Source organism: Paraburkholderia sp. SEWSISQ10-3 4, assembly GCF_030464785.1.
GTDB classification, from domain to species: domain Bacteria; phylum Pseudomonadota; class Gammaproteobacteria; order Burkholderiales; family Burkholderiaceae; genus Paraburkholderia; species Paraburkholderia aspalathi.
The window spans coordinates 1-22499 of record NZ_JALPRI010000039.1 but is presented as its reverse complement, the minus strand read 5'-3'; the positions used below and the strand labels follow the sequence as shown (position 1 = coordinate 22499).

Genomic DNA, 22499 nt, shown 5'->3' with positions numbered 1-22499 from the left:
GCAGACTGCGCCGCCTTACGATGAGTCGCCGCTTAAAGCACACCGCTCCGGTTCCTTGCACGAACGGAACCGGAGCGGTGCTTCCATCAGATCAACTACAGCGACCTCAGAACTTGTACGTTGCGCCGATTTGCGCGAAACGGCCAATGTAGGTATAGATCGACTGATCGTACCCGTTCTGATCCAACGTGCCATTTGCAAAGATCGGATCGTACGGCGGCGTGCGGTTGAAGATGTTGTCGATACCGCCGTAAATCGTCCAGTGCTTGAAGCCCGTGTACGTCATCATCAGGTTGAACTGGCTGTACGATCCCACCCTGCTCGACGCGGCCGGATTCAGATTCTGCGCGTACGGACCCGTGAACTGCCACGTCAATGCTGCGTCGAACTTGTGGTACGTCCAGTCCAGGGTGGTGTTGCCCTTCCAGCGCGGGAAGCTGCCGCCGAACGGTTGCGTGAGGGTGAAGTTATTACCCGCGCCGTTCACCGGTGCTCCGCCCAGGAAGCCGATCTTGAAGCTGTTCACATACGCCCAGTCAGTCGACAAGGTGAACGTGCCGGCGGTCGTCGTCGGCAGCGCCTGACGGAACGTGCCTTCGAAGCCGTTCGTGTCGAGGTAGCCGAGGTTCTGATACGGAATGACCTTGTACAGCACGTCACCCGTTGTCGGATCGGTAACAACCTGCGAAGGCGAACCCTGGCCGATCACGTTGTCGACGCGAATCTTGTACCAGTCAAGGCCGACATCGGTCGTACGGGTCGGTGACAACTGGAAGCCGATGTTGAAGTTGCGCGTATGCTCCGGCGCCAGGTTCGGATTACCCTCTGTGATCGAGGTGTAGTTCAGACCGGTGTTCGGATCAACCTGGATCCCGAGCGTTTGCGATTTGCTGTTTTCGACGAACGTCGGCGCACGGAAACCGCGGTCATACGACGTGTACATCGTCAGCGCCTGAACCGGCTGATAGCGCAACGCAAAGCGCGGCGAGAACGCACCACCCACATCGCTGTAGTGGTCGTAACGACCCGACTGACTGAATGTCAGGTTGCGCACAATCGGAATGTCCACCTGGTAATACACGGCCGCCACATTGCGCTGACCGTTCACCGTCTGGAGATTCGGATTGATGACCTGGCCCGACAGGAATGCCGCACCCGGCGTGAGCACTTCGCTCTGGTGCGTGAACTGCGCACCGAACCCAAGACCTACGTCGCCCGCCGGCAGGTGGAACAACTCCGGCGTCGACAACGTCGCGTCAACCGTATCGAGCTTCGAGACACCCAGGTTGTCCGCATCCTGGTACAGCCCGTTGAACGCATTGGGCGTAGCCGACGGATTCGCGAAATTCAGCGTACCGTTCTGGTAAATGTTGGCCAGTGCGGCGGAGTTCAGCTGGTTCGTGTAGGTGTTCGCGACCGTGCTTTGCGAGTGGCTGACCGACGTCGCCCAATCCCATTCACCGTTCGGCAGGTTGAACGAACCCTTGACACCCGTCGATGCGCGCCAGTACGTGGCATCCGTCTTTTCCGCGACCGCGTTCGGGAAAGCATACGTGAGCGCTGTGCCGACCCCGAACGGATTGTACGGGTTGGTCGCCGGCACAACAGTGCTAAACGGGGTAAGCAGCTTCGTCTGCGGGTTCAACACCAGCGTGGGATTCTGCGGGTTGCCGACTACGTTGCCCCACAGACCATCGTTGGTGGTGGTTGTGTTTCTGCTGATCAGGAAGTCGCCGAATGCCGTGGTCGTATCGTTGATCTTGAAGTCAGCGTGAAGCTTCGCATTGAGACGCTCGGTCATCGGCGCGATGGACGTGTCTTCTGCGGTATTGAATGCGCAGACCGTGCCCGCCTTGCCGGCAGTCAGCGAGTTGGTGGCAGCGGGGCGCACCGAACCGCCGGACGGACAGCCGCTCAACGCCTGCACACTGCCGTCGGGCATATTCCAGTACGACGGCGCGAGCAACGAAAGGCCGCCCGGTTGATTGGTGAAGTCCTGATTGCGCGTCGAGTCACGGTCTGCGAGCGTGAAGCCGTTCGACTTGTAGTAGCTCGCGGCAGCCGTCACGTTGAAGCGATCGGAGTTGAGATCGCCGAAGCCGCCGAGCGCGCCGAACTTGGTCGTGCCGGCGCCGCCGCCGCCGTTGATGGCGCTGCCGTAGCTCCCGTCGAGTTGCAAGCCCTGAAAGTCGTGCTTCGTGATGATGTTGACCACGCCTGCGATCGCATCCGAGCCGTATTGCGACACGGCGCCCGTCTTCACGATTTCGATGCGGTCGATGGAGTTCAACGGCAGCGTGTTCAGGTCGAAGAAGGAGTCGACGCTGTTCGAGAAGAACGCGAACGGCGCAACGCGCTGTCCGTCCACCAGCACCAGCGTGTACTTTTCGCTGAGGCCGCGCAGGGCGATACCCGCGGCGCCTGCGGCGAAGTTGCCGGACTGGCCTTCGCTCCAGCTATTCGCCGAGTTAGCCGAAGTGTCGCGCAGAAAATCAGAGACGGTCGTTGCACCGCTATTCTGAATGTCTTTCTGCGTAACCGTCTGAACCTGATTAAAGCCGACCTTGTCCGAGCTGCGAATCAGCGACCCGGTCACTTCGAATTTCTTCAGTTGCTGAACGCCTTTGCCAGCCGGCGTCGCGGTCGTGTTGTCCGCGGACGGTGTCGCGGCGGTGCCCGATGCCGGAGTGGCAGCCGCTGCCGGCGTGCTCTCCGTCGTCGCGCCTGCCGCGGTTCCGGTGGTGGCCGGCTGGCTTTGTGCAAACGCCGGTACGGCGATTACGGCCGACAATGCCAGTTCAGCCCAGATTATTCTTTTGATGGCCAACGCCAATGCCCTTTGTTTCATTTTCCCCTTCCCGCTCGTCAATTAAGGCCACAGCTGTGTGTGTGAAGAGAGGTCTTGTGAACCTCCCCACTCGATATACGGCGATCTTGCGCCGCGCTCCGTCAAAGCTGACCCGTCCTTCCATTGCCCGGCAAACCGGTCAACAGCTCACCAGTTTGCAAATACAGACAGGAAGACGGGACACTTCAGATACTTCAATATCGGACTACTTATTTATTACAAACGAAATGCGCAGCGCTTTCTAATTGTTTTCACTTCTACTACTTCGGGCTCTGGCTATTGGGGCAACACGCTCCCAATCGGACTTATTCCCGACTCAACCTTAAGTAATGCTTACAAATACAGCTTGACCGCTTTCGACGAAAGCATGAAGCAAAGACATCTAGAACAATCTTGGCGTGCCCACCCAGACGACCACCGCTTCTTCGCGAGCAGTATTGCACCAGGCATGCGGCACAGTGGACTCGTAGTGCGCGGTGTCACCGGCCTGCAATACGAACGTTGTACCTTCTAACGTGAGCGATATCTGACCGCTCATCACATACAAGAACTCTTCCCCTGCATGCGTCGTGACTTCCGACGGGTTCTGCCCAACCGGCATCCTGACGAGAATCACTTCCAGCTTGCTGCCAACCGACAGATTCGTCAGCCGTCCAAAAAGATTCGCGGTTCCGTCGAAGCCGAAGTACTTCAGCTCTTTGCCTCTTTGCACCGACCTGTCTTCAGTTGGTGTATCGACGAAGTACTGCACCGTTACACCTAAAGCCCGAGCAATACCAACTAGCGATGTAATCGACGGTGTTGCGTGACCTCGTTCCACCTGCGACAAAAAGGGCTTGGAAATTCCCGCCGTGGTTGCCACTTCATCCAGCGTGCGCTTGAGCCGTTGGCGAAGCGCGCGGATTTTGCTTCCTATAGAAACTGCGACCTGTGCCTTGTTATCGAGTGGCAAAACCATAGCAAGACAGAATCCCGTAGTCAAAATTAGTTTGATGAAACGAAACTATGTTTCGTTGATTGCAACATCCTCCCTAAGACATGCGCGATATGCCTGGTTAGTTGCCGCCGTAAGTGACTCCATCAAGGCGATCGCCGGGACACTTTCATACTCGCCGCAAACCGGGCGATGGTTGCGCACACACCCCCCCCCGTCTATTCGCGACGGCATGTGTCCCATATGGCGAGAATGTGCCTCCCGGCTCGATGCACGGATACCTCGGAGGCACTTCGCAGGAAAAAACATATCGGGGCCAGGATGCCGCTACTTCGACGCCACCAGCACCCACAAACGGGCGAGGTCGGCTGAACCATCGGTACCCTTCACTGCGCGGAAGGTTTGCACTGCACGCGCTTTATCGCCCGCCATGTAGTACGCCTCGCCGAGATGCAGTTGTGCCTGGTCCGGATGATCGATTCCGCCCTTCGCGATCGCAGCGTCCATTGCCGTGAGACCTTGCTTGGCCTGCCCGGCGAAGACCTCGTTGAAGGCGACGTCGACCGGCGCGACGGGGTTTGCGGGATCGGCCGGCGCTTGCGCCCGCTTCGCGGCGAGTGCCTGCAGCCGCTTCTCGCGATCGGCCTGCGCATCGTGGCCCAGAACGCCTGACGCAAAGCCTTGATCGATAACCTGCTTGCCTTCGGCCGTGGTGCCGGCCACGATCGCGAGTTGCGTCATTTCCATGTAGTCGTCGGCCGTACTGAGCGAACCGGTCGCACGGCGCAGACGGAAGGTGTCGATATCCAGCGCGGACGAGTAGCCGGGCTTGCTGCGAATCGCGTTGAACAGATCATCCCAGTAAGACTGCTTCGGATGATAGGCAACCAGCTTTTCGAGCGTGCTGCGGTACGTCGCATCATCTTTCACGCGTTGCGCGCAGGTGCCGAGCAATTGCAGTTGCGACTCGTCGGGCGCATGACCGGCGCGCACTTGCGCATCGATGCCCGGTTTGAGCAGGCTCACAACACTGGCGCAATCGTTTGACAGGTAGTAAGACTGAACAAGCAACGTGCGCATGTCGGGATCGCTGCCGCCCGACTTCAGATAGCGTTGCGCGACCTTCGCAGATTGTGCGTAGTTTTTCTGCTGGAAGTAGATGCCTGCGAGCGCTGCGGTGGTGCGCTGCTCGTCAGCACCGGTCAGGCGTCCTGAACCCAGCAAGGTTTCATAGGCCTGCGCAGCCACACCGGATTCGCCGGCTGCCGCTGCCGCGGCGCCGCGCATCTCCTGAATCATGTAGCTTTCATAGGGCGTTTTGCCCGGCACGGCGTCGGCCTGATCGATCTTCGTCAACGCGTCCTTGTACTTGTGCGCGCGATACAGATCCTGCGCGGCGTTCAGCGGCTTCGCCACATCCGGCCGCAAAGTGTCGGCGGCATGAGACGTGACCGGCAGCACGACGAGCGCCGACAGCCCTCCGATAGCGGCCGCAATGACGGCGCGCTTGAACCGTTGATGGATCGTTAGCATTCCACTTCCCTATTGCATGTACTGCTCGTTGCCGATCAGGCCGATTTTCGTCGCGCCCAGTCGTTGCGCGGACGCCATCACCGCGGCGACATCCTTGTACGGCACCAATTTGTTAGGCCGCAGATGAATTTCCGCCTGAACCGGTTCGGCCGCCACCTGCGCGAGCCTGGACTCGAGCGCTGCGCGGTTCGGCACCGGTTGACCGTTCCAGGTCGTGGTGCCGTCGAAGTCGATATCGATCTGCACCACTTCCGGCTGCGTGATCGGCGGCGGCGGATTGCCGATCGGCAAATTCATCTTGATGGCATGCGTCTGAATCGGAATCGTGATGATCAACATGATCAGCAACACCAGCATCACGTCGATCAGCGGCGTGGTGTTGATATCGACCATCACATCCGGTTCGGAACTGCCACCGCCCGAAGATACGTTCATTCCCATGATCACCTCCTGTCGACCAGAGTTAGCGCTTTAGCGCTTACTCTGGTCCCATGCAACGCTGTCGATCGGACTTGGTGCTTTAGCACCTAGTCCGATCCCATGCAAAGCTGTCGACTAGAGTTAGCGCTTTTAGCGCTCACTCTGGTCCCATGCAAAGCTAGCCCCCGCGCGCGGGCGGCTCAGTAATAAACGAAACCTTGGCGATACCGGCGCGCTCGCACGCGGTAATGACCCGGCCGATAAACTCATAACGCGCGCTCTGGTCGCCACGAACGTGCACTTCCGGTTGCGGCGTCATGACCGACACGGTTTTCAGGCGTGTCAGCAGCGTAGGCCCATCCACCTGCTTCTCGTTCCAGAAGAAATCGCCGTCGCGGTTGACCGCAATGACGATACTTTTGGGCGTGGTCTGCAGCGGCTGGATCGTCTCCTTCGGCAGTTGCACCGGCACCGTGTGCGTCACCACCGGAATTGTGATCAGAAAGATGATCAGCAGAACCAGCATCACATCGACAAGCGGCGTGGTGTTGATACTGGAGATGACCTCGTCGTTATCATCCTGCCCAACGCTCATAGCCATGACAGACTCCGCTTATTGGACCAGCGATGCTTCACGAGCCGAAGCGCGTGCCGAGCGCCGGCTGCCGGCGAGCAGGACAGTGTGCAGTTGTGCGCCGAACGCACGAACACGCTCCATCACCGACTTGTTGCGGCGAACCAGGAAGTTGTAACCGAGCACAGCCGGCACGGCGACGGCGAGGCCGATCGCGGTCATGATCAGCGCTTCACCCACCGGGCCTGCAACCTTGTCGATCGAAGCCTGGCCGGCGATACCGATTGCCGTCAGCGCGTGATAAATCCCCCACACCGTACCGAACAGACCGACGAACGGCGCCGTCGAGCCAACCGTACCGAGGAAAGCCAGGCCGTCTTGCAGACGGTTCGACACGTTGGTGATCGCACGCTCGACCGACGTATCGATCCATGTGTTGCGGTCGACAGCCTCGAGCAGTGCTTCGTCGTGATGCTCGCCTGCCTCGATGGCCGTTTCGGCGATGAAGCGGAACGGCGATGCTTCGTCGAGCAGCTTCGTGCCTTCGACGAGCGACGGCGCGGTCCACAGCTGTTCGTCAGCGCTCTTCGCACGACGGTTCGCACGGAACTGCTCGAAGAACTTGGTGATCATGATGTACCAGCTACCCATCGACATGAGCACCAGCAGAATCAGCACGAAGCGTGCAACGAAGTCACCGTTCTTCCAGAGCGCGCCGAGACCGTACGGGTTATTGACGGTTTCAGACGTGGCCGGCGCCGGCGGCGGCGTTGCTTCGTCAGCTGCCGGGGCGGCTGTTTGCGGTGCGGCGGTGGTGGTGGCAGTGGCGGCAGCCGACGCGCTCGCATCGCTCGCTTGCGCGTGGGCCATTTGCGGTGCCACAAAGGTATCCACCGTGGTTACGGCGAACAACATGGTTGCCGCCAATGCGGCGAGAGTACGCTTCTTCATGCCTGCTCCAAGTTCATTAGTACAACTTCTAAACCAAGACTGATAAATCGCTACCGGTACCGAACAGCCGTGGGTTTCAGTTCAGGTTAAACGAGAACGGAACTTGCACACGGACAGGTTGGCCTTGGGAAACGCACGTGAACTGCTTGACCGCGTTGAAGGCTGCGCGATCCAGTGAGGAATCGTCCGCCGACTTGGCAACACGCTCATTCGTAATATGGCCCTGCGGGTCGACTACAAATTCAATCAACACATCACCCGTCACGTTGTTCTCCTGCGCTTCCTTCGGGTAGCGAATCGACGAACGAACCTGATCCGAGTTCGGACACACAACCCCTACTTCAGCGCTCACGGGCTTGCTCGGCGCAGGCGGCGCCGGCGGTGCAGGCGCGACAGCGGGTGCCGATACGACCGGTGCGGCCTGGTGCGTGATGGTCGGCTGGGGCGGTGCTTGCACCTGCACTTCCGGCGGCGGCACGAACGGCGGCGGCGGCGGTGCGAATTTCGGCGGCGGCAATTGCACGGTAGGCAAAGGCGGTGGCGGAGGCGGTTTCACCGGCTCGATGATCTTGGTTTCGATTGGATGCTGGATGACCTGCACGACCTTGGTGGCAAGGCCATTGATGAGTGCATAGATCAGCACGATGTGCAGGAGCAGAACAACTGCGATACCGCCGAAGCGGCGTACTGGGTTTTGCTGCTTGCGCCCAAACTCACGCGGGCGTCCTGGCCTCTCCATACGGGCCGTTGCTGCCGGAAATTGCCCTTCGACTTTCGTACCCACCTTTACTCCTCCGGCGTGAACCGTCCATTTCTGTAACTGCAGTGCGCTTACATACGGCAAACAACGTTCACTTCAGACAATCGCATCCATTGCCCAGGTCTTTGATTTGTAGTCCAAAATTTATGCTGTGAGGCCCAACCCAGCTGCAATGGCACGGGCATGGCTGTGAGACGCCGCGACGGTATTTCAGAGCAATCGAACGTTCATCTAAGTAGAAGTACTAATAGATTAATTTCGACTCGCTCATTTTCGTCTGGCATGAATATGCTGAAGACAATTTGATCGAAGCGCGCTGCAGCTCCTGAACTTTTTGCGCGTTTGTCACCTGCATTTCATGGGAGGCAACAATAGCAGGACAAAAAATGCGGGGTCAAACTTTTTTTGATGGGAGCATACTAAGTTTAGAGAGAACACTCTAACTAATGCCGTATTCGCGTCGCTTTAAAAGAATAAGCGTGCGTCGGACAGATGCAAGCGAGTCGTGCGCGGCTCGCTAATTGGGATGAAGCCGCTATTAAGGGCTTCCGTGACACGCCATGAACTGCTGACGGGCCGCTGGTGATACGTAGCGCAAAGGCCTGCTGGGTGGGCGTTGCGCGAGGATTGTGCGGCAACCTCGACGAATCCCGAACAGGTCATCCAACGTACGTTTCAAGCGCCGACCAGAGGCCTGCGTTAAGGCCGGGAAGATAGCAGAAGAAAAACACCGTTTCCAAATTTTTTTAGCGGTATTTACGACACTCTAAATACACATTTCAATTACGCCATTTATATAATTACAAAATCATTCCAAAAATTACATATCGCCGACGATAACGATAATTCCCGACTCGGGCATACCCGGCGTATCGACAATACGCGTTCATGGGCCGCCAGTGGCCAGTTGGTTTACGCGTGAGCCGCTATGTATGTGCGGCTCTCCAGACCGGGCGAGCAAACCGGAGCGGCGCAAAACCGATTGCGCCGCTCCGCTGCCTTAACCGTTGGTTCCCTCGCTCACGACGACTGCGGTATCGTTCCGCGTACGCGCGAGCACGGGACGCAAGGCCGCACCGGTGTGACTTGCGGCAACACGGGACAATCCTTCGGGATCCGTAGCAGCGACAATCGTGCCGCCACCCACACCACCTTCCGGACCAAGATCAATGATCCAATCCGCCTCGGCAATCACGTCGAGATCGTGTTCGATGACGACGACGCTATGACCGCCATCCGCGAGACGATGTAGCACGCGAATCAGCTTCGCGACGTCGGCCATATGCAAGCCGACAGTCGGTTCGTCCAGCACGTACAGCGTGTGCGGTGGCTTCTGACCACGACGCGTGATGTCGTCACGCACCTTGCTTAGCTCGGTGACGAGCTTGATACGCTGCGCTTCGCCGCCCGACAAGGTAGGCGACGGCTGGCCAAGCGTCAGATACCCGAGCCCGACATCCTTCATCAATTGCAATGGATGCGCGATATTCGAAATCGGCGCGAAGAACTCGACGGCTTCGTCGATTTCCATGGTCAGTACGTCGCCGATATTCTTGCCGCGCCACGTCACTGCCAGCGTCTCGGGGTTGAAGCGCTGCCCGTGGCAAACATCGCACGGCACCTTCACGTCGGGCAGAAAACTCATGCCGATGGTGCGCACGCCCTGCCCTTCACAAGCGGGGCAACGTCCTTCGCCGGTGTTGAACGAGAAACGCGATGCCGTATAGCCACGCGCGCGCGCTTCGAGCGTGCCGGCGAACAGCTTGCGGATCGCATCCCACACGCCGATGTAGGTCGCCGGACACGAGCGCGGTGTTTTGCCGATCGGTGTCTGATCGACTTCGAGCACACGGTCGATGGTTTCCCAGCCGGTGATCGCATCGCACCCTTGCCATGCATGCGTGACGTTCAGCGGCGCACGCGGCGCCGTGCGCGCCAACACGCTCGAACGCCGGTTCGCCGCCGGCTGGGTCTCGGCCACCGCACGCGCACGCCGTGTGGCCGGCGACGACAGCACCGAGCGCCCCACCGCATCCAGCAGATTGGCCATCAGCACATCGCGCGCGAGCGTCGATTTGCCCGAACCGCTCACGCCCGTCACCGCTACCAACCGTGAAAGCGGAATGCCGACGGTGACGTTCTGCAAGTTGTGCAGCTTGCCGCCGTGCACCGTCAGCCAATTCTCCGGCACCGCGGCGATGCGCTTGGTCGGCGCGACCACCTCGCGGCGCGGCTGCAGCGGATGCACGATCGGATTGGCGAGGAACTGTCCGGTCAGCGAATCGGGTTGCGCCGACAGATCGGCCACGCTGCCCTGTGCGACCAGCGTGCCGCCGCGCTTGCCCGCGCCCGGCCCGATATCGATGATGTGATCTGCACGCCGAATCGTGTCCTCGTCATGCTCGACGACCACCAGTGTATTGCCCTTCTCGCCCAGCTTGCGCAAGGCGTTGAGCAGAATCTGGTTGTCGCGCGGATGCAGGCCGATGGTCGGTTCGTCGAGCACGTAGCACACGCCTTGCAGGTTGCTGCCCAGTTGCGCGGCGAGCCGGATGCGCTGCGCTTCGCCGCCCGACAGGCTCGGTGCCGCGCGATCGAGACTCAGATAACCGAGCCCAACTTCTTCCAGAAACTGCAGGCGGCTGCCGATTTCGCTGACCACGTCGCGCGCGATTTCCGCGTCCCGACCGCTCATCTCCAGCGTGTCGATCCACGCACGCGTATCGGACACCGTCCATTGCGCGACGTCGACGATGGCCTGCTCGCCGAACGTGACTGCGCGCGCAGTTGGGTTCAGACGCGTGCCGGCGCAATCCGCACAGGGCTCGTCGACGAGACCTTCCGGTTCCTGCTCCTCAGAAGGCAAGCTCTGCTCGCGGCCGCGGTTGTCGTCGACGATCACCGTGTCGTCGTACGCCGCGCGTTGTTCACGCGTCAGCGCGAGGCCCGTGCCGACGCATGTCGTGCACCAACCATGCTTACTGTTGTACGAGAACATGCGCGGATCAAGCTCGGGATAGCTCGTGCCGCATACCGGACAGGCGCGCTTGGTGGACAGTACCTTCACCGTGCCAAGTTTCGCCGTGGGACGGCCGCCTCTGATCGCGTCGTGCAAACCGTCGAGCGGCGCCAGCAGATGCATGACGCCCTTACCGATTTCCAGCGTCTGATCGAGCGCCTGGCGCAGTTCCACTTCCTTATCCGGCGATACGACGAGGTCGGTCACCGGCAACTCGATGGTGTGCTCGCGGAAGCGATCCAGCTTCGGCCACGGGTCCACCGGCACGAACTCACCGTCCACACGCAGATGCGTATTGCCGCGCGCTTTCGCCCACTTCGCGAGATCGGTATAGACGCCCTTGCGGTTCACGACCAGCGGTGCGAGGAAACCAACGTGCTGCCCTTTGTGATCGCGCAGCAATTGCGCCGCAATCGATTCGACGCTTTGCGACGTGACCGGCGTGCCGTCGTGGATGCAATGCTGCAGACCGAGCTTCACGTACAGCAGGCGCAGGAAGTGCCACACTTCGGACGTAGTCGCCACCGTACTCTTACGGCCGCCACGCGACAAACGCTGCTCGATCGCGACGGTGGGCGGAATGCCATACACCGCGTCGACCTCGGGCCGGCCGGCAGGCTGCACGATGGACCGTGCGTACGCGTTGAGCGATTCGAGGTACCGGCGCTGCCCTTCGTGGAACAGAATGTCGAAGGCAAGCGTGGACTTGCCCGACCCGGAGACACCGGTAATCACGTTGAATTTGCCGTGCGGAATATCCACATCCAGCGATTTCAGGTTGTGCTCGCGCGCATTGACGATGCGCACCACGTCCTCGCCTTCAATCGCCCGCCGCGCACGCGCCGCGCTCAACGCTTTTTGCAGCGGCACACCCTGCGCTTCCGGTTCGGCCGCCGCGTTCATGGCGCGGTCGTATTGCAGCAATGCCTCGCCGGTATGCGATTCCAGACAAAGCTTGACGTCCTCCGGCGTGCCCGCGCACAGCACCCTGCCGCCGCCGTCGCCGCCTTCGGGACCGAGATCGATCAACCAGTCGGCCGCACGGATCACGTCGAGATTGTGTTCGATCACGATCAGCGAATGGCCGCTCGCCAGCAGCTTGCCGAACGCCTGCATCAGCTTGGCAATGTCGTCGAAATGCAGGCCGGTGGTCGGCTCGTCGAACATGAACAGGCGTTTAGCGACCGGCTGCTTCGCGCTGCGCGCGGTGCGCGCCTGTGCCGATTCCGCGAGGAAGCCGGCGAGCTTGAGCCGCTGCGCTTCACCACCGGATAGCGTGGGCACCGGCTGGCCAAGCTTGACGTATTCGAGACCCACGTCGACGATTGGCTGCAGCACACGCAATACTTCGGCATCCTTGGCGAAGTAGGCGGTGGCTTCGCTCACCGTCAGCTCCAGAACGTCGGCAATGCTCAACGCACGCGCCGGCTCACCGCGCTCGATTTTGACTTCGAGCAGCTCCGCGCGATAGCGGCGCCCATCGCAATCCGGGCAGCGCAGGTAAACGTCGCTCAGGAACTGCATTTCGATGTGCTCGAAGCCCGAGCCGCCGCAGGTCGGGCAGCGCCCGTCGCCGGAGTTAAAGCTGAACATGCCCGGACCGTAACCGCGTTGCTGCGCGAGCGGCGCCTTGGCGAAGAGCTTGCGGATTTCGTCGAAAGCACCCACGTAGCTGGCCGGATTCGAGCGCGCGGTCTTGCCGATCGGCGACTGGTCGACAAATACGACGTCGGTGACCTGGTCGGCGCCGCTAAGGCTCTTGAATGAGCCCGGCGATTCGGTGGCGAGACCGAAGTGACGTGCCATAGCCGGATACAAAACATCCTGCAGCAAGGTGGACTTGCCGGAGCCCGACACACCTGTCACGCAGACAAGCCGCTGCAGCGGAATCTCGACCGTGACGTCGCGCAGATTGTGTTCGGTTGCGCCTTCGAGCACGATGCGCGGCGTGCTGTCATCGACCGGACGTTGCGACCAGTGCGCCGCGTCTGCCACATGTCGGCGACCGCCCAGGTACTCACCAGTCAGCGTGCCGGACGAGCGGATCGCCTCAGGCGCGCCGTCGTAAATGATCGAGCCGCCGCGTTCGCCTGGCCCCGGACCCATGTCGATCAGACGATCTGCCGCGAGCATCACCGAGGGATCGTGTTCGACCACCACCAGCGTATTGCCCGCATCGCGCAGCCGATGCATCGCCTCGACGATCCGGTTCAGATCGCGCGGATGCAGGCCGATGCTCGGCTCGTCGAGCACGAACAGGGTTTTGGTCAACGATGTGCCGAGCGCCGTGGTCAGGTTGATCCGCTGCACCTCGCCGCCCGACAGCGTGCGGCTTTGCCGGTCGAGCGTCAGATAGCCGAGGCCGACGTCGCACAGATATTTGAGGCGCGTGCGCACTTCGGCGAGCAACAGCTTGAGTGCGTCGTCGAGCAAGGCGCTGGGCAGGCTGATCTCGTCGAAGAAACGCCGGATGCGCTCGATCGGCATCAGCATCAGATCGTGCACGGTCAGACCCGGCAAGGACTCGAGTTGTGCACGCTTCCACTCGACGCCACGCGGCATGAAGCGCTTTTCGGGCGCCAGCACGTCGTCTGCATTCTGCTTGCTGCCGAGGCGCCACAACAGCGATTCCGTTTTCAGACGCGCGCCGCCACAGGTTTCGCACGGCGTATAGCTGCGGTACTTCGACAGCAACACACGGATGTGCATCTTGTACGCCTTCGATTCGAGATACTCGAAGAAGCGTTTGACGCCGTACCAATGGCTTTGCCACTTCCCGTTCCAGTCTGGCGAACCGTTGATGACCCAGTCGCGTTCGGCGTCCGTCAACTCGCCCCAAGGTGTGCCGCGGCGGATATCGGCTTTCGCCGCGTAGCGCATCAGATCGTCCTGGCATTCTTTCCAGGCGGGCGTTTGCATGGGCTTGATCGCGCCGTCGCGCAGCGTCTTGCGCGCGTCGGGAATCACCAGACCGAGGTCGACGCCGATCACGCGGCCGAAACCGCGGCAGACTTCGCACGCACCGTACGCCGAGTTGAACGAGAACAGTGCCGGTTGCGGATCCGCATAGCGCAGGTCGCTCTCCGGGCTGTGCAGGCCAGTGGAGAAGCGCCAGATTTGCGGCTCGGCCTCTTTGGCTTCCGGCGCCTCTGGCGCTGCAGGCAGCACGTAAATATTGACGCGGCCGCCACCGCGCTTGAGTGATGCCTCGATCGCTTCGACCACCCGTTGCTTGTCGACCGAGCTCAAACGGAAGCGGTCGGCCACCACGTCGAGCAGCTTGCGCTTGCCAGTGGGCGAGTCGACTTCGCGCTGCGCCTGCACACGCGTGTAGCCGCTCGCGGAGAGCCATTGCTCCACTTCCTGCTCGGACGCCGTTTCCGGCAACTCGACCGGGAACGTGACGACCAGCCGCGAATCATTCGCCGCAGTGCGCTCGAGCAGTTCGGCGTAGATCGTTTCTGGCGTGTCGTGGCGCACCTGCTGCGCGGTCTTGCGATCGAACAGTTCGGCCGCTCGCGCGTAGAGCAGCTTCAGGTGATCGTTGAGCTCCGTCATGGTGCCGACGGTGGAGCGCGAACTGCGCACCGGGTTGGTCTGGTCGATCGCGATGGCGGGCGGCACGCCATCGACCCGATCGACCTGCGGCCGATCCATGCGATCAAGAAACTGCCGGGCGTAGGCGCTGAAGGTTTCGACGTAGCGCCGCTGCCCTTCCGCGTACAACGTGTCGAACACGAGGCTCGATTTGCCGGAACCGGACGGCCCGGTGACGACCGTCATTTCGCCGGTTCGCACGTCGAGATCGACGTTTTTCAGGTTGTGCTGGCGCGCGCCGCGAATGCGGATAATTCCGTTAGATGCCAATTTTTCCGACCGTCTGAATGAGTGGACCACCTCTCACGGACGCCTCGCGACCGCGCAAGTTCGGGATACCCGGCTGACGGAACGACACGCCAAAGGCCGGGTTATAGGGGGATACTATACTGTATATTTATACAGTTTTCCATGACACGGCATGGCTGCAAGCTCGCAGCGCCTCGGGTCTGGAAAGGCGACGCCGAGGGCGCCCCGATCAGCCGACCAGCAAGCGATGTGCCGTTTCAGAGGAAACCATGCAGCCGTCAGGAAATGGCGGCGGAGGTGGGAAATACAAGGTTTTCCGGCGCAGCGCGGCGCGGGGGCGCGCGCGCCAGCCGGAACTAGCCGAAACCGGCCGGATCGGGCCGGCCCTAGCCGAAGACACTTTCCACGTTAAACCGGCCCATCACCGGCGCCGCCGGTTCCGAAGCGGCCTGCGCCACTCCGCTTCCGCCCAGCGCGTAAGCCACGCACCGTTTTGCCAGCACCTCGGTCGGATCGACAAGCCGCACCACCGACCCGTCCGGCCGCGTCAGCGTCGAACCGCGCAGCAGCAGCGGCAACTCGGTGCAGCCCAGCACGATGACCTGCACGCCTTGCGCGACCAGATCATCCACCGCAGCGGCGAGGTCGTCACAGCACTCACCCGACGTGTAGCCCGCCTTGGCGCCACTCGGCCCATAAACCGCGTTCATGAGCCGGGCCTGGGCGGCCGCGGCCGGTGCGATCTGCACGAAGCCGCATGCTTCGAGCGCCCTCTCGTAGACCCGGCTCGCCAGCGTGCCCGACGTAGCCAGCACGCCGACTTCGCGCAGGCTCGGGAAAGCCTCACGCAGATAATCGGCGGTACAGGTCAGCATATTGACGATCGGAATGGTCAATGCCGGCTGAATCCCTTCCACGAACGCATGCGCCGTATTGCACGGAATGGCGATGAGATCGGCGCCGCCCTCTTCGAGCGTCTTGCAGGCAGCGTAGAGCGCGAGTGTCGGATCGTCGCCGTTGCCGAGCAGCGCTTCCGTGCGATCCGGAATCTGCGGATTCTGCTCGACCATCACCTTGATGTGGTCCTGATCGCAGGCGGCCGGCGTGTTGCGCACCAGTTTCGCCATGAAATCGACAGTCGCCGCCGGGCCGACACCACCCAACACGCCCACCTTGAAACGCCGCTCCGGCTGCGCATAGTGCGCCGCTGCGACGTAGCGCGCGTAGACGAGATTGGTATCGACGAACGGCACTTCCAGCGTGCCGAGTGCGCGTGCCACCAACGGAATTTCTGCGAGCCCGGGAACGATGATCTCCGCACCTTGCGCAATGAGGTCCGCGCAAGCGGCGCGCAGCAACTCGACGGGCCGGCCGTACAGATGCCCGCATTTGATGCCCTCGTCGCCATACACGGCACTCGTTACGCAATCGACGCCCGCTTCATCACGCGGATGCAGCACGTCGAATCGCGCACTGTCGAAATAACGTTCGAAAAGGCCGTGGCGGCGGATCGTGCCGGAAGTCAGCACGCCGATCCGGCGAACCGACGGAAAAGCCTGCCGTACATGCGCCAAGAGCGCGGCCATGATGTTGGCGATCGGCGGCGCCACGTTCGCCGAGAGCTCGTCGATGAAGGTATGGCTGAGGAAGCACGGCAAGACGATCGCGTCGACACCGCGCTTCTCGAAGGCGCGAATCGTGTCGAACACGTGGATCTTGAAGGGCGCGCTCGCGGCGCCTGGCGTTGCCGGTCCTTGCCACGAATGCTGCTCGAGGACGAAGTCGAACGGCTTGGCCGCGCCGGGCCGGCGCCAGGCCGCGGTCATCCTGCTCAATACGTCGACGCTTGCGAGCGGCGACGCGCCCGTCACCACACCCAGCGAACGATGACGATACATGATGGCTTTCCCCTGTCGTTTTTTCAGTTCGCCTTGATATTAGGATGCTTTCGGGGATTCAGGATGTTGTTAATCACGAAATAGCGGGTTTATGCCTGGGTGAGTCCTTACTGAAGGTTTTCCTGCGGTGACGCCTGTCCGCGTTTTGTAATGGATCGATTGGCGTTGCCCTAATTCGGGGGCATACGGACAAACAGGCGTCACACGGCGACGCACCTTAACCTAGGCGACTTCGACAACACCTCGCGCCGCGCCGCGCTTACGGCGCTCCAAGGTGCCGATGCAAATCAGCGAAACCCCTGCGAGGCAGCTATAAAACACGGCCAACGGCCACCATGCGCCCGGATATCGATGCGCGAGCAACGTCCCGATCAACGGCGTCAAGCCACCGGCCAATGCGGCGCACACCTGATAGGACAAAGAGATAGCCGAATACCGGACTCTCACCGGGAATGCAGTCGACATAAAACCGGCCATCACCGCATAAGAACTCGACATGCACATCACCGCCAGCGCGATGCCGAACACAATCGCCACCGGCTGCCCGGTCGATACCAGCGCGAACATCGGATAAGGCGAAAGCATCGCCAACGCCGCTGCGCCCTTTAAAAACCTGCCGGTACCTATCCGTTGCGCAAACCATCCGGAACCCAGTTGCGTGAACAACTGAATGAAAGCCACCACAAACAGGCAATCGAGAATCAGCGAACGATCGAGTCCAAGCGTCTGCGTCGTGTAATTCAGCATGAACGTATTGACGAACCAGGCACCGGCCACGCCGATCACATTCGCACCGAGACACAACAACACCGTGCGCCATGCGTCGCGCACAACCTCGGCGACCGGCAACGTCGCCACGCGCCGTTGCGCTTTCAACGCCTTGAATTCGGGCGATTCATCGACTCCCGCGCGGATCAGCAAACCCACCACCAGCAACACCGCGCTGGCGAGAAACGGCAGACGCCAGCCCCAACTGAGAAACGCTTCCTTATCCATCGACGCCACCGCGCGAAACGCGAGCAGCGACAGGATCAATCCCGCCGGGCTACCGAGCTGCGCAAACGAGGCGAAGAAAGTGCGCCTGCCCTGTGGCGCGTGTTCGCTTGCCATCAGTACCGCGCCGCCCCACTCGCCACCGATCGCGATACCCTGCGCGACGCGCAGCAGCACCAGCAACACCGGCGCCCAAACGCCGGCGCTCGCATACGTCGGCAGGAAACCGATGCCGACCGTGCCGATGCCCATGATCGCGAGCGTCGCCACGAGCGCCTTCTTGCGGCCAATGCGATCGCCCAGGTGGCCGAACACGAGGCCACCGAACGGTCGCGCGAAAAAGCCCACCGCGAACGTGCCAAACGAAGCCAGCGTAGCGAAGAAAGGGTCGCTGCCGGGAAAGAACAGCTTGCCGAAAATCAGCGCGGATGCGGTGGCGTAGATATAAAAGTCGTACCACTCGATTGTGGTGCCTACAAATGCCGCTGCTGCGGCACGGTTGGGTTGCCGGCCTGCGGCGAGGTCGTCTGGCTCGCGATTCATGTGTTTCGTCTCCAAGGTCGTTCTTCTGGATAGCGCGGCTTCTGCGTGCCGTCACCGGAAAACTGCTTGCTTGCGGTCAGGCTTTGAGTACGCCCGCTTCGAGCAAACGCTGCTGGGTTGCAGCATCGATGCCGAGTGCGTCGAGTACATCGCGTGTGTCGCCGCCGAGCGTCGGCGGCGCACTGCGATAGGTGGCCGGCGTGCGCGACAATTTGATCGGCGACGCCGTGCCGCGATACTCGCCCATCTCGATCACCATGCCGCGATGTAGTGTGTGCGGATGGCGCGCGACGACGTCGACGGTTTGCACCGGCCCGCACGGCACGCCTGCATTGATCAATGCCTGAGCGAGCGGCTCGCAGTCGTGCGATGCGAGCAAATCTTCGAGCGCGGCCTTTAGCGGCTCGCGATGCGCGCAGCGGTTGCGGTTATCCACGTAGCGGGGATCGTCCGCAAGCTCCGGCGCGCCAAGATGCGCACACAGCCGCGCGAACTGCCGGTCATTCCCGACGGCGAGAAAGATTGGCGCGGTCGCGGTCCGATAGCTGTCGTACGGCGTGATGTTCGGATGGGCATTGCCGCTGCGCTCGGGCGTGCGGCCCGAGCCGAAATAGTTCGGCAGATGCGGATGCAGGAGCGACACGCCGCAGTCGTACAGCGCGATATCGATCGATTGGCCACGCCCGCTTTTCGTGCGCTCGGCGAGCGCCAGCAGAATGCCGGCCAGCGCGTTCAAACCCGTCACCATATCCACGACCGGCAAGCCGACGCGCGTCGCTGGTCCGTCGCGCTCGCCGTTCACACTCATCAGGCCGGTCATCGCCTGAATCGCGGCGTCGTAGCCGGGCAAGCCGCCTAGCGGGCCGTCGGGACCGAAGCCCGATACCGCGCAATGAATCAGCTTCGGGAAGCGCTCGCGCAAATCGCGCTCGTAATCCATGCCCCAGCGCGCGAGCGTGCCGGGCTTGAAGTTTTCGACCAGCACGTCGGCGTCTTCGAGGAGTTTCCACAAAATGTCGCGGCCCTCGTTGCACGACAGATCGACCGCGATGCCCTGCTTGTTACGGTTCACGCCCGCGAAATACCACGCAGTGTCACCGTAAAACGGCGGCCCCCAGCCGCGCGTTTCATCTCCGCCAGGGGGCTCCAGTTTGATGACCTGAGCACCGTGATCGGCCAGCGCTTGCGTGCAGTACGGGCCGCCGAGCACGCGGCTGAGGTCGATGACTTTGATGCCTTGCAATGCGCCCGGCGTTGCTTGCGTACCGTTGTTCACATGTTCGGTCATTGTTCGCTCCCTGCCGGCAGCAGTTGCAATGTCTGGTCGAGCGTCACGCTACGGGCATTGACCAGTGCGTTGATGACGTCGTTTTCATCGGAAGGCGTCTGCACGTCGAGCGGATCGAACGGCAGCAGCTTGTGCCGCAACACCAGATGACTCAGCGCGAGACGCCTGAAATCCGGCGCGAGACGCACACCTTCGCAGGCCATGAGCACAGCCGTACTCGCGTGATACAGGGCCGTGCCCGCCTGCCGGACCGATTCATCGCGTCCGCACTCGGCGACGCTCGCAAGGGCATCGCAAGCGCGCGTCAAAGTAGAACGCAGCACCTTGAGACTCGCAGCGGGCAGTCCTGCAGCACCGAGCATATCCTGCAGATATGTGCGCAGCGGTTCGAGCGCACCATCCCGTTTCGCTGCACGCGCGACATCGAGCGCGACAATGTTGCTAGTGCCTTCCCAGATCGAACCGAGATGCGCGTCGCGCACGAGACGCGCGTCGCTCCACTCTTCGATATAGCCGGTGCCACCGCGCACTTCCATCGCGTCGCCGGTCACACGGCGAGCATCGCGGCACGCGCGAAATTTGATCAACGGCGTAAGGATGCGCACGCATTTCGCCGCCTGCCGATCGCCGGCGTCGGCCTTTTCCAGCAACAAAGCGATTTGCATGAACATCGAACGAGCCTGTTCCGCGGGCAGCATCATCTTGAGCAACTGCCGCTGCATTAGCGGCATATCGATCAGCTTGCGGCCGAACGCTTCGCGATTGCGTGCGATGTGCAGCGCCTCGGTCAGCGCGCGGCGCATCAAGCCCGCCGCACGCACGCCGTTCGACAGACGCGACATGTTGATCATGTCGGCCATCTGGTGAAAGCCGCGCCCCACTTCGCCGATCAGATACGCCACGGCGCCTTCCAGCACGATCTCGCCGCTCGCCATCGAGCGGCTGCCGAGCTTGTCCTTCAGACGCACGATCCGATAGCTGTTGCGCGAGCCGTCCGGCAAAGTCTTCGGCAACAGGAACAGCCCAAGGCCGTTGATACCGGCAGGTGCGTTGTCCACGTGCGCGAGCACCATCGCGAGATCGGCGTCGGCGTTTGAGCAGAACCATTTGTCGCCGTAGAGGCGCCAGGCTTCTTCACCGTTCGCGCCGGTTTCGAGCGCGGCACGCGTCGCGATACGGGCAACGTCCGAGCCCGCCGCCTGTTCGGTCATGAACATCGCGCCCTGAAACAACGTGTCGAAATCACGTGAAGCCAGCATCGGCAGAAACCGCGCGACCAGTTCGGGCGCGCCGAATTTGCGCAGCGTACGCGTGAGCGAATCGGTCATGCTGACGGGACAGCACAGCCCGAATTCCGCCTGCACGAACAGGAATGTCAGTGCGTATTTGACCAGCGGCGGCGCTGCCTTTTTGCCATCGCGGGTGTCATGGCTCATCGACGCGAGCCCCAACTCCGCGTAGGCCACGCGTTCGAGCGCGACGTAATCGGGATGCTTGTCGATGCTTTGCAGCGCTTCGCCGCGCCGCGTGCGATGCCGCAATTGCGGCGGGTTCTTGTCGGCGGACAACGCCCACACGTCGAGTTCGTCGGACGCCCGCTGGCCTAGCGAAACGAGTTGGCTTTCGAGTTCCTGATATAGCGCGTCACCGAGATGCAGTTTGAGCAGACGGGCGAAGTCGGGGTCGCTGCTGAAGAGGTTGACGCCCCGGCTGTCGGGAATATTGGACGAGCCGTGTGCCGGCTGCGCGGTGATTTCGCTCATGCTTGTCTCCTTTGTGGAAGGAGCATAGAAGCGGCTTCGATAATCGTCTAATACAACTTATATCCGGTACGATAGATACAGCTTATCGATCACAGAACCGGAGACTGCCGTGGACCTGAAGCAATTGCGCTATTTCGTGGCGGTCGCCGAGGAATTGCATTTCGGCCGCGCGGCGAAGCGGCTGTTCATTTCGCAGCCGGCGCTCAGTTTCGACATCCGCAAGTTCGAGGAACAGTTAGGGGTGCAACTGCTCGCGCGCACCAACAAGACGGTCGCGCTGACGAACGCGGGGCAGGTGCTGCTTGGCGAGGCGCGCCGCTTGCTGCTGCAGGCGGGCGAAGCCGAACGCATCACGGTCCGATCTGCGCACGGGTTAGCTGGCCGCTTGCGGATCGGCTTTGTGAACTCGATGTTGTATCGCGGGATGCCGCAGGCGGTGAGCCGCTTCGAGGCTGACTATCCGGGCGTCGAAATCGTGCTGAAGGAGATGAACACCAGCGAACAGGTGCATGCGATCCAGCGGATGCAGATCGACATGGGCTGCGCGCATTGGGGGAATTTTCCGTCGGATGTGCTTTCGACGCCGATTTTTTCGGAGCCGTTTTTGTGTTGCTTACCGATTGATCATCCGCTGGCGCGAAAGCGCAAGGTCGATCTGCGGGCGTTGGCGCAGGAGCCGTTTATTCTGTTTCCGCGCACGGTGTCGCCGCATTATCACGATCTGATTATTGCGCAGTGCGTGGGGGCTGGGTTTAGTCCGTTGATTCGCCACGAGGCGCGGTTGTGGCAGACCGTTGTGACGATGGTCGGGTTTGGGATGGGGGTGGCGTTGGTGCCTTTTACCTTGCGGCAGGTGCAGGATCCGAGGGTTTGCTTTTTGCCCTTGCAGGGGGAGACGCTGCTGTCGCAGGTTTTGCTTTTGCGGAGAGGGGGCGATTCGGAGCCTGTCGCGGAGCGGTTTGTTGAGTATCTTAAAGATGGGAAGTGAGGTTTTTTTGTTGCCTTCGCGGCGCTTTTGTCAGTGTTCTTAGGGCTTTGGGCTTTCCTTGTTCTGGCTTTCGTGCCTTTCCTTGAATTGTTAGTGGTCTATTAGTGTTGCCCCTGTGCGGGGCGGCACTTACTTTCTTTG

13 protein-coding genes are annotated in these 22499 nt (G+C 61.3%); 1 reads left to right on the top strand and 12 read right to left on the bottom strand.

From position 1 onward, the window contains the following. Positions 1–106 precede the first annotated feature (106 nt). The 12 genes from M0D68_RS35950 to M0D68_RS35895 all read right to left on the bottom strand — a co-directional run bounded on the left by M0D68_RS35950 (position 107) and on the right by M0D68_RS35895 (position 21370). Positions 107–2848, bottom strand: a complete 2742-nt coding sequence (locus M0D68_RS35950) for a TonB-dependent receptor (RefSeq protein WP_093647169.1) — start codon at positions 2846–2848, stop codon at positions 107–109. A 382-nt stretch (positions 2849–3230) separates the two neighbouring features. After that, complete coding sequence (locus M0D68_RS35945; protein ID WP_054043150.1) at positions 3231–3806, bottom strand: helix-turn-helix domain-containing protein; 576 nt, start codon at positions 3804–3806, stop codon at positions 3231–3233. Between the two features lie 303 nt (positions 3807–4109). Further along, positions 4110–5315, bottom strand: coding sequence for a lipopolysaccharide assembly protein LapB (locus tag M0D68_RS35940; RefSeq protein ID WP_093647167.1), 1206 nt, complete (start codon positions 5313–5315; stop codon positions 4110–4112). Positions 5316–5324: 9 nt separating this feature from the next. Next, positions 5325–5756 (bottom strand): biopolymer transporter ExbD, encoded by a 432-nt coding sequence (locus M0D68_RS35935; protein ID WP_093647165.1) that lies wholly within the window; start codon positions 5754–5756, stop codon positions 5325–5327. 157 nt (positions 5757–5913) lie between these two features. Next, positions 5914–6336 carry a biopolymer transporter ExbD gene (locus M0D68_RS35930; RefSeq protein ID WP_093647163.1) on the bottom strand — a complete coding sequence of 141 codons (423 nt, stop codon included), beginning with the start codon at positions 6334–6336 and terminating at the stop codon, positions 5914–5916. Between the two features lie 12 nt (positions 6337–6348). Further along, positions 6349–7260: a MotA/TolQ/ExbB proton channel family protein gene (locus M0D68_RS35925; protein WP_093647161.1), complete on the bottom strand. Its 912-nt coding sequence runs from the start codon at positions 7258–7260 to the stop codon at positions 6349–6351. 76 nt (positions 7261–7336) lie between these two features. Beyond that, on the bottom strand, positions 7337–7999 hold the full coding sequence (locus tag M0D68_RS35920; protein WP_093647192.1) for an energy transducer TonB: 663 nt from the start codon (positions 7997–7999) through the stop codon (positions 7337–7339). A gap of 1021 nt (positions 8000–9020) precedes the next feature. Next, positions 9021–14906: an excinuclease ABC subunit UvrA gene (uvrA, locus tag M0D68_RS35915; protein WP_266226840.1), complete on the bottom strand. Its 5886-nt coding sequence runs from the start codon at positions 14904–14906 to the stop codon at positions 9021–9023. Positions 14907–15271: 365 nt separating this feature from the next. Beyond that, the gene (locus tag M0D68_RS35910; RefSeq protein WP_266226839.1) at positions 15272–16783 is read right to left on the bottom strand and encodes an aspartate/glutamate racemase family protein; all 1512 of its coding nucleotides are present in this window, start codon (positions 16781–16783) and stop codon (positions 15272–15274) included. A gap of 222 nt (positions 16784–17005) precedes the next feature. Next, complete coding sequence (locus M0D68_RS35905; protein ID WP_093647154.1) at positions 17006–18319, bottom strand: MFS transporter; 1314 nt, start codon at positions 18317–18319, stop codon at positions 17006–17008. A 76-nt stretch (positions 18320–18395) separates the two neighbouring features. After that, positions 18396–19607 (bottom strand): CaiB/BaiF CoA-transferase family protein, encoded by a 1212-nt coding sequence (locus M0D68_RS35900; RefSeq protein ID WP_093647151.1) that lies wholly within the window; start codon positions 19605–19607, stop codon positions 18396–18398. Then, positions 19604–21370, bottom strand: a complete 1767-nt coding sequence (locus M0D68_RS35895; protein WP_211703992.1) for an acyl-CoA dehydrogenase family protein — start codon at positions 21368–21370, stop codon at positions 19604–19606. Before M0D68_RS35895 ends, M0D68_RS35900 begins: the two co-directional genes overlap by 4 nt. 109 nt (positions 21371–21479) lie before the next feature. On the opposite strand from M0D68_RS35895, the gene M0D68_RS35890 reads away from it, so the two are divergent. Then, positions 21480–22358, top strand: a complete 879-nt coding sequence (locus tag M0D68_RS35890) for a LysR family transcriptional regulator (protein ID WP_093647147.1) — start codon at positions 21480–21482, stop codon at positions 22356–22358. The last annotated feature ends 141 nt before the right edge of the window (positions 22359–22499 follow it).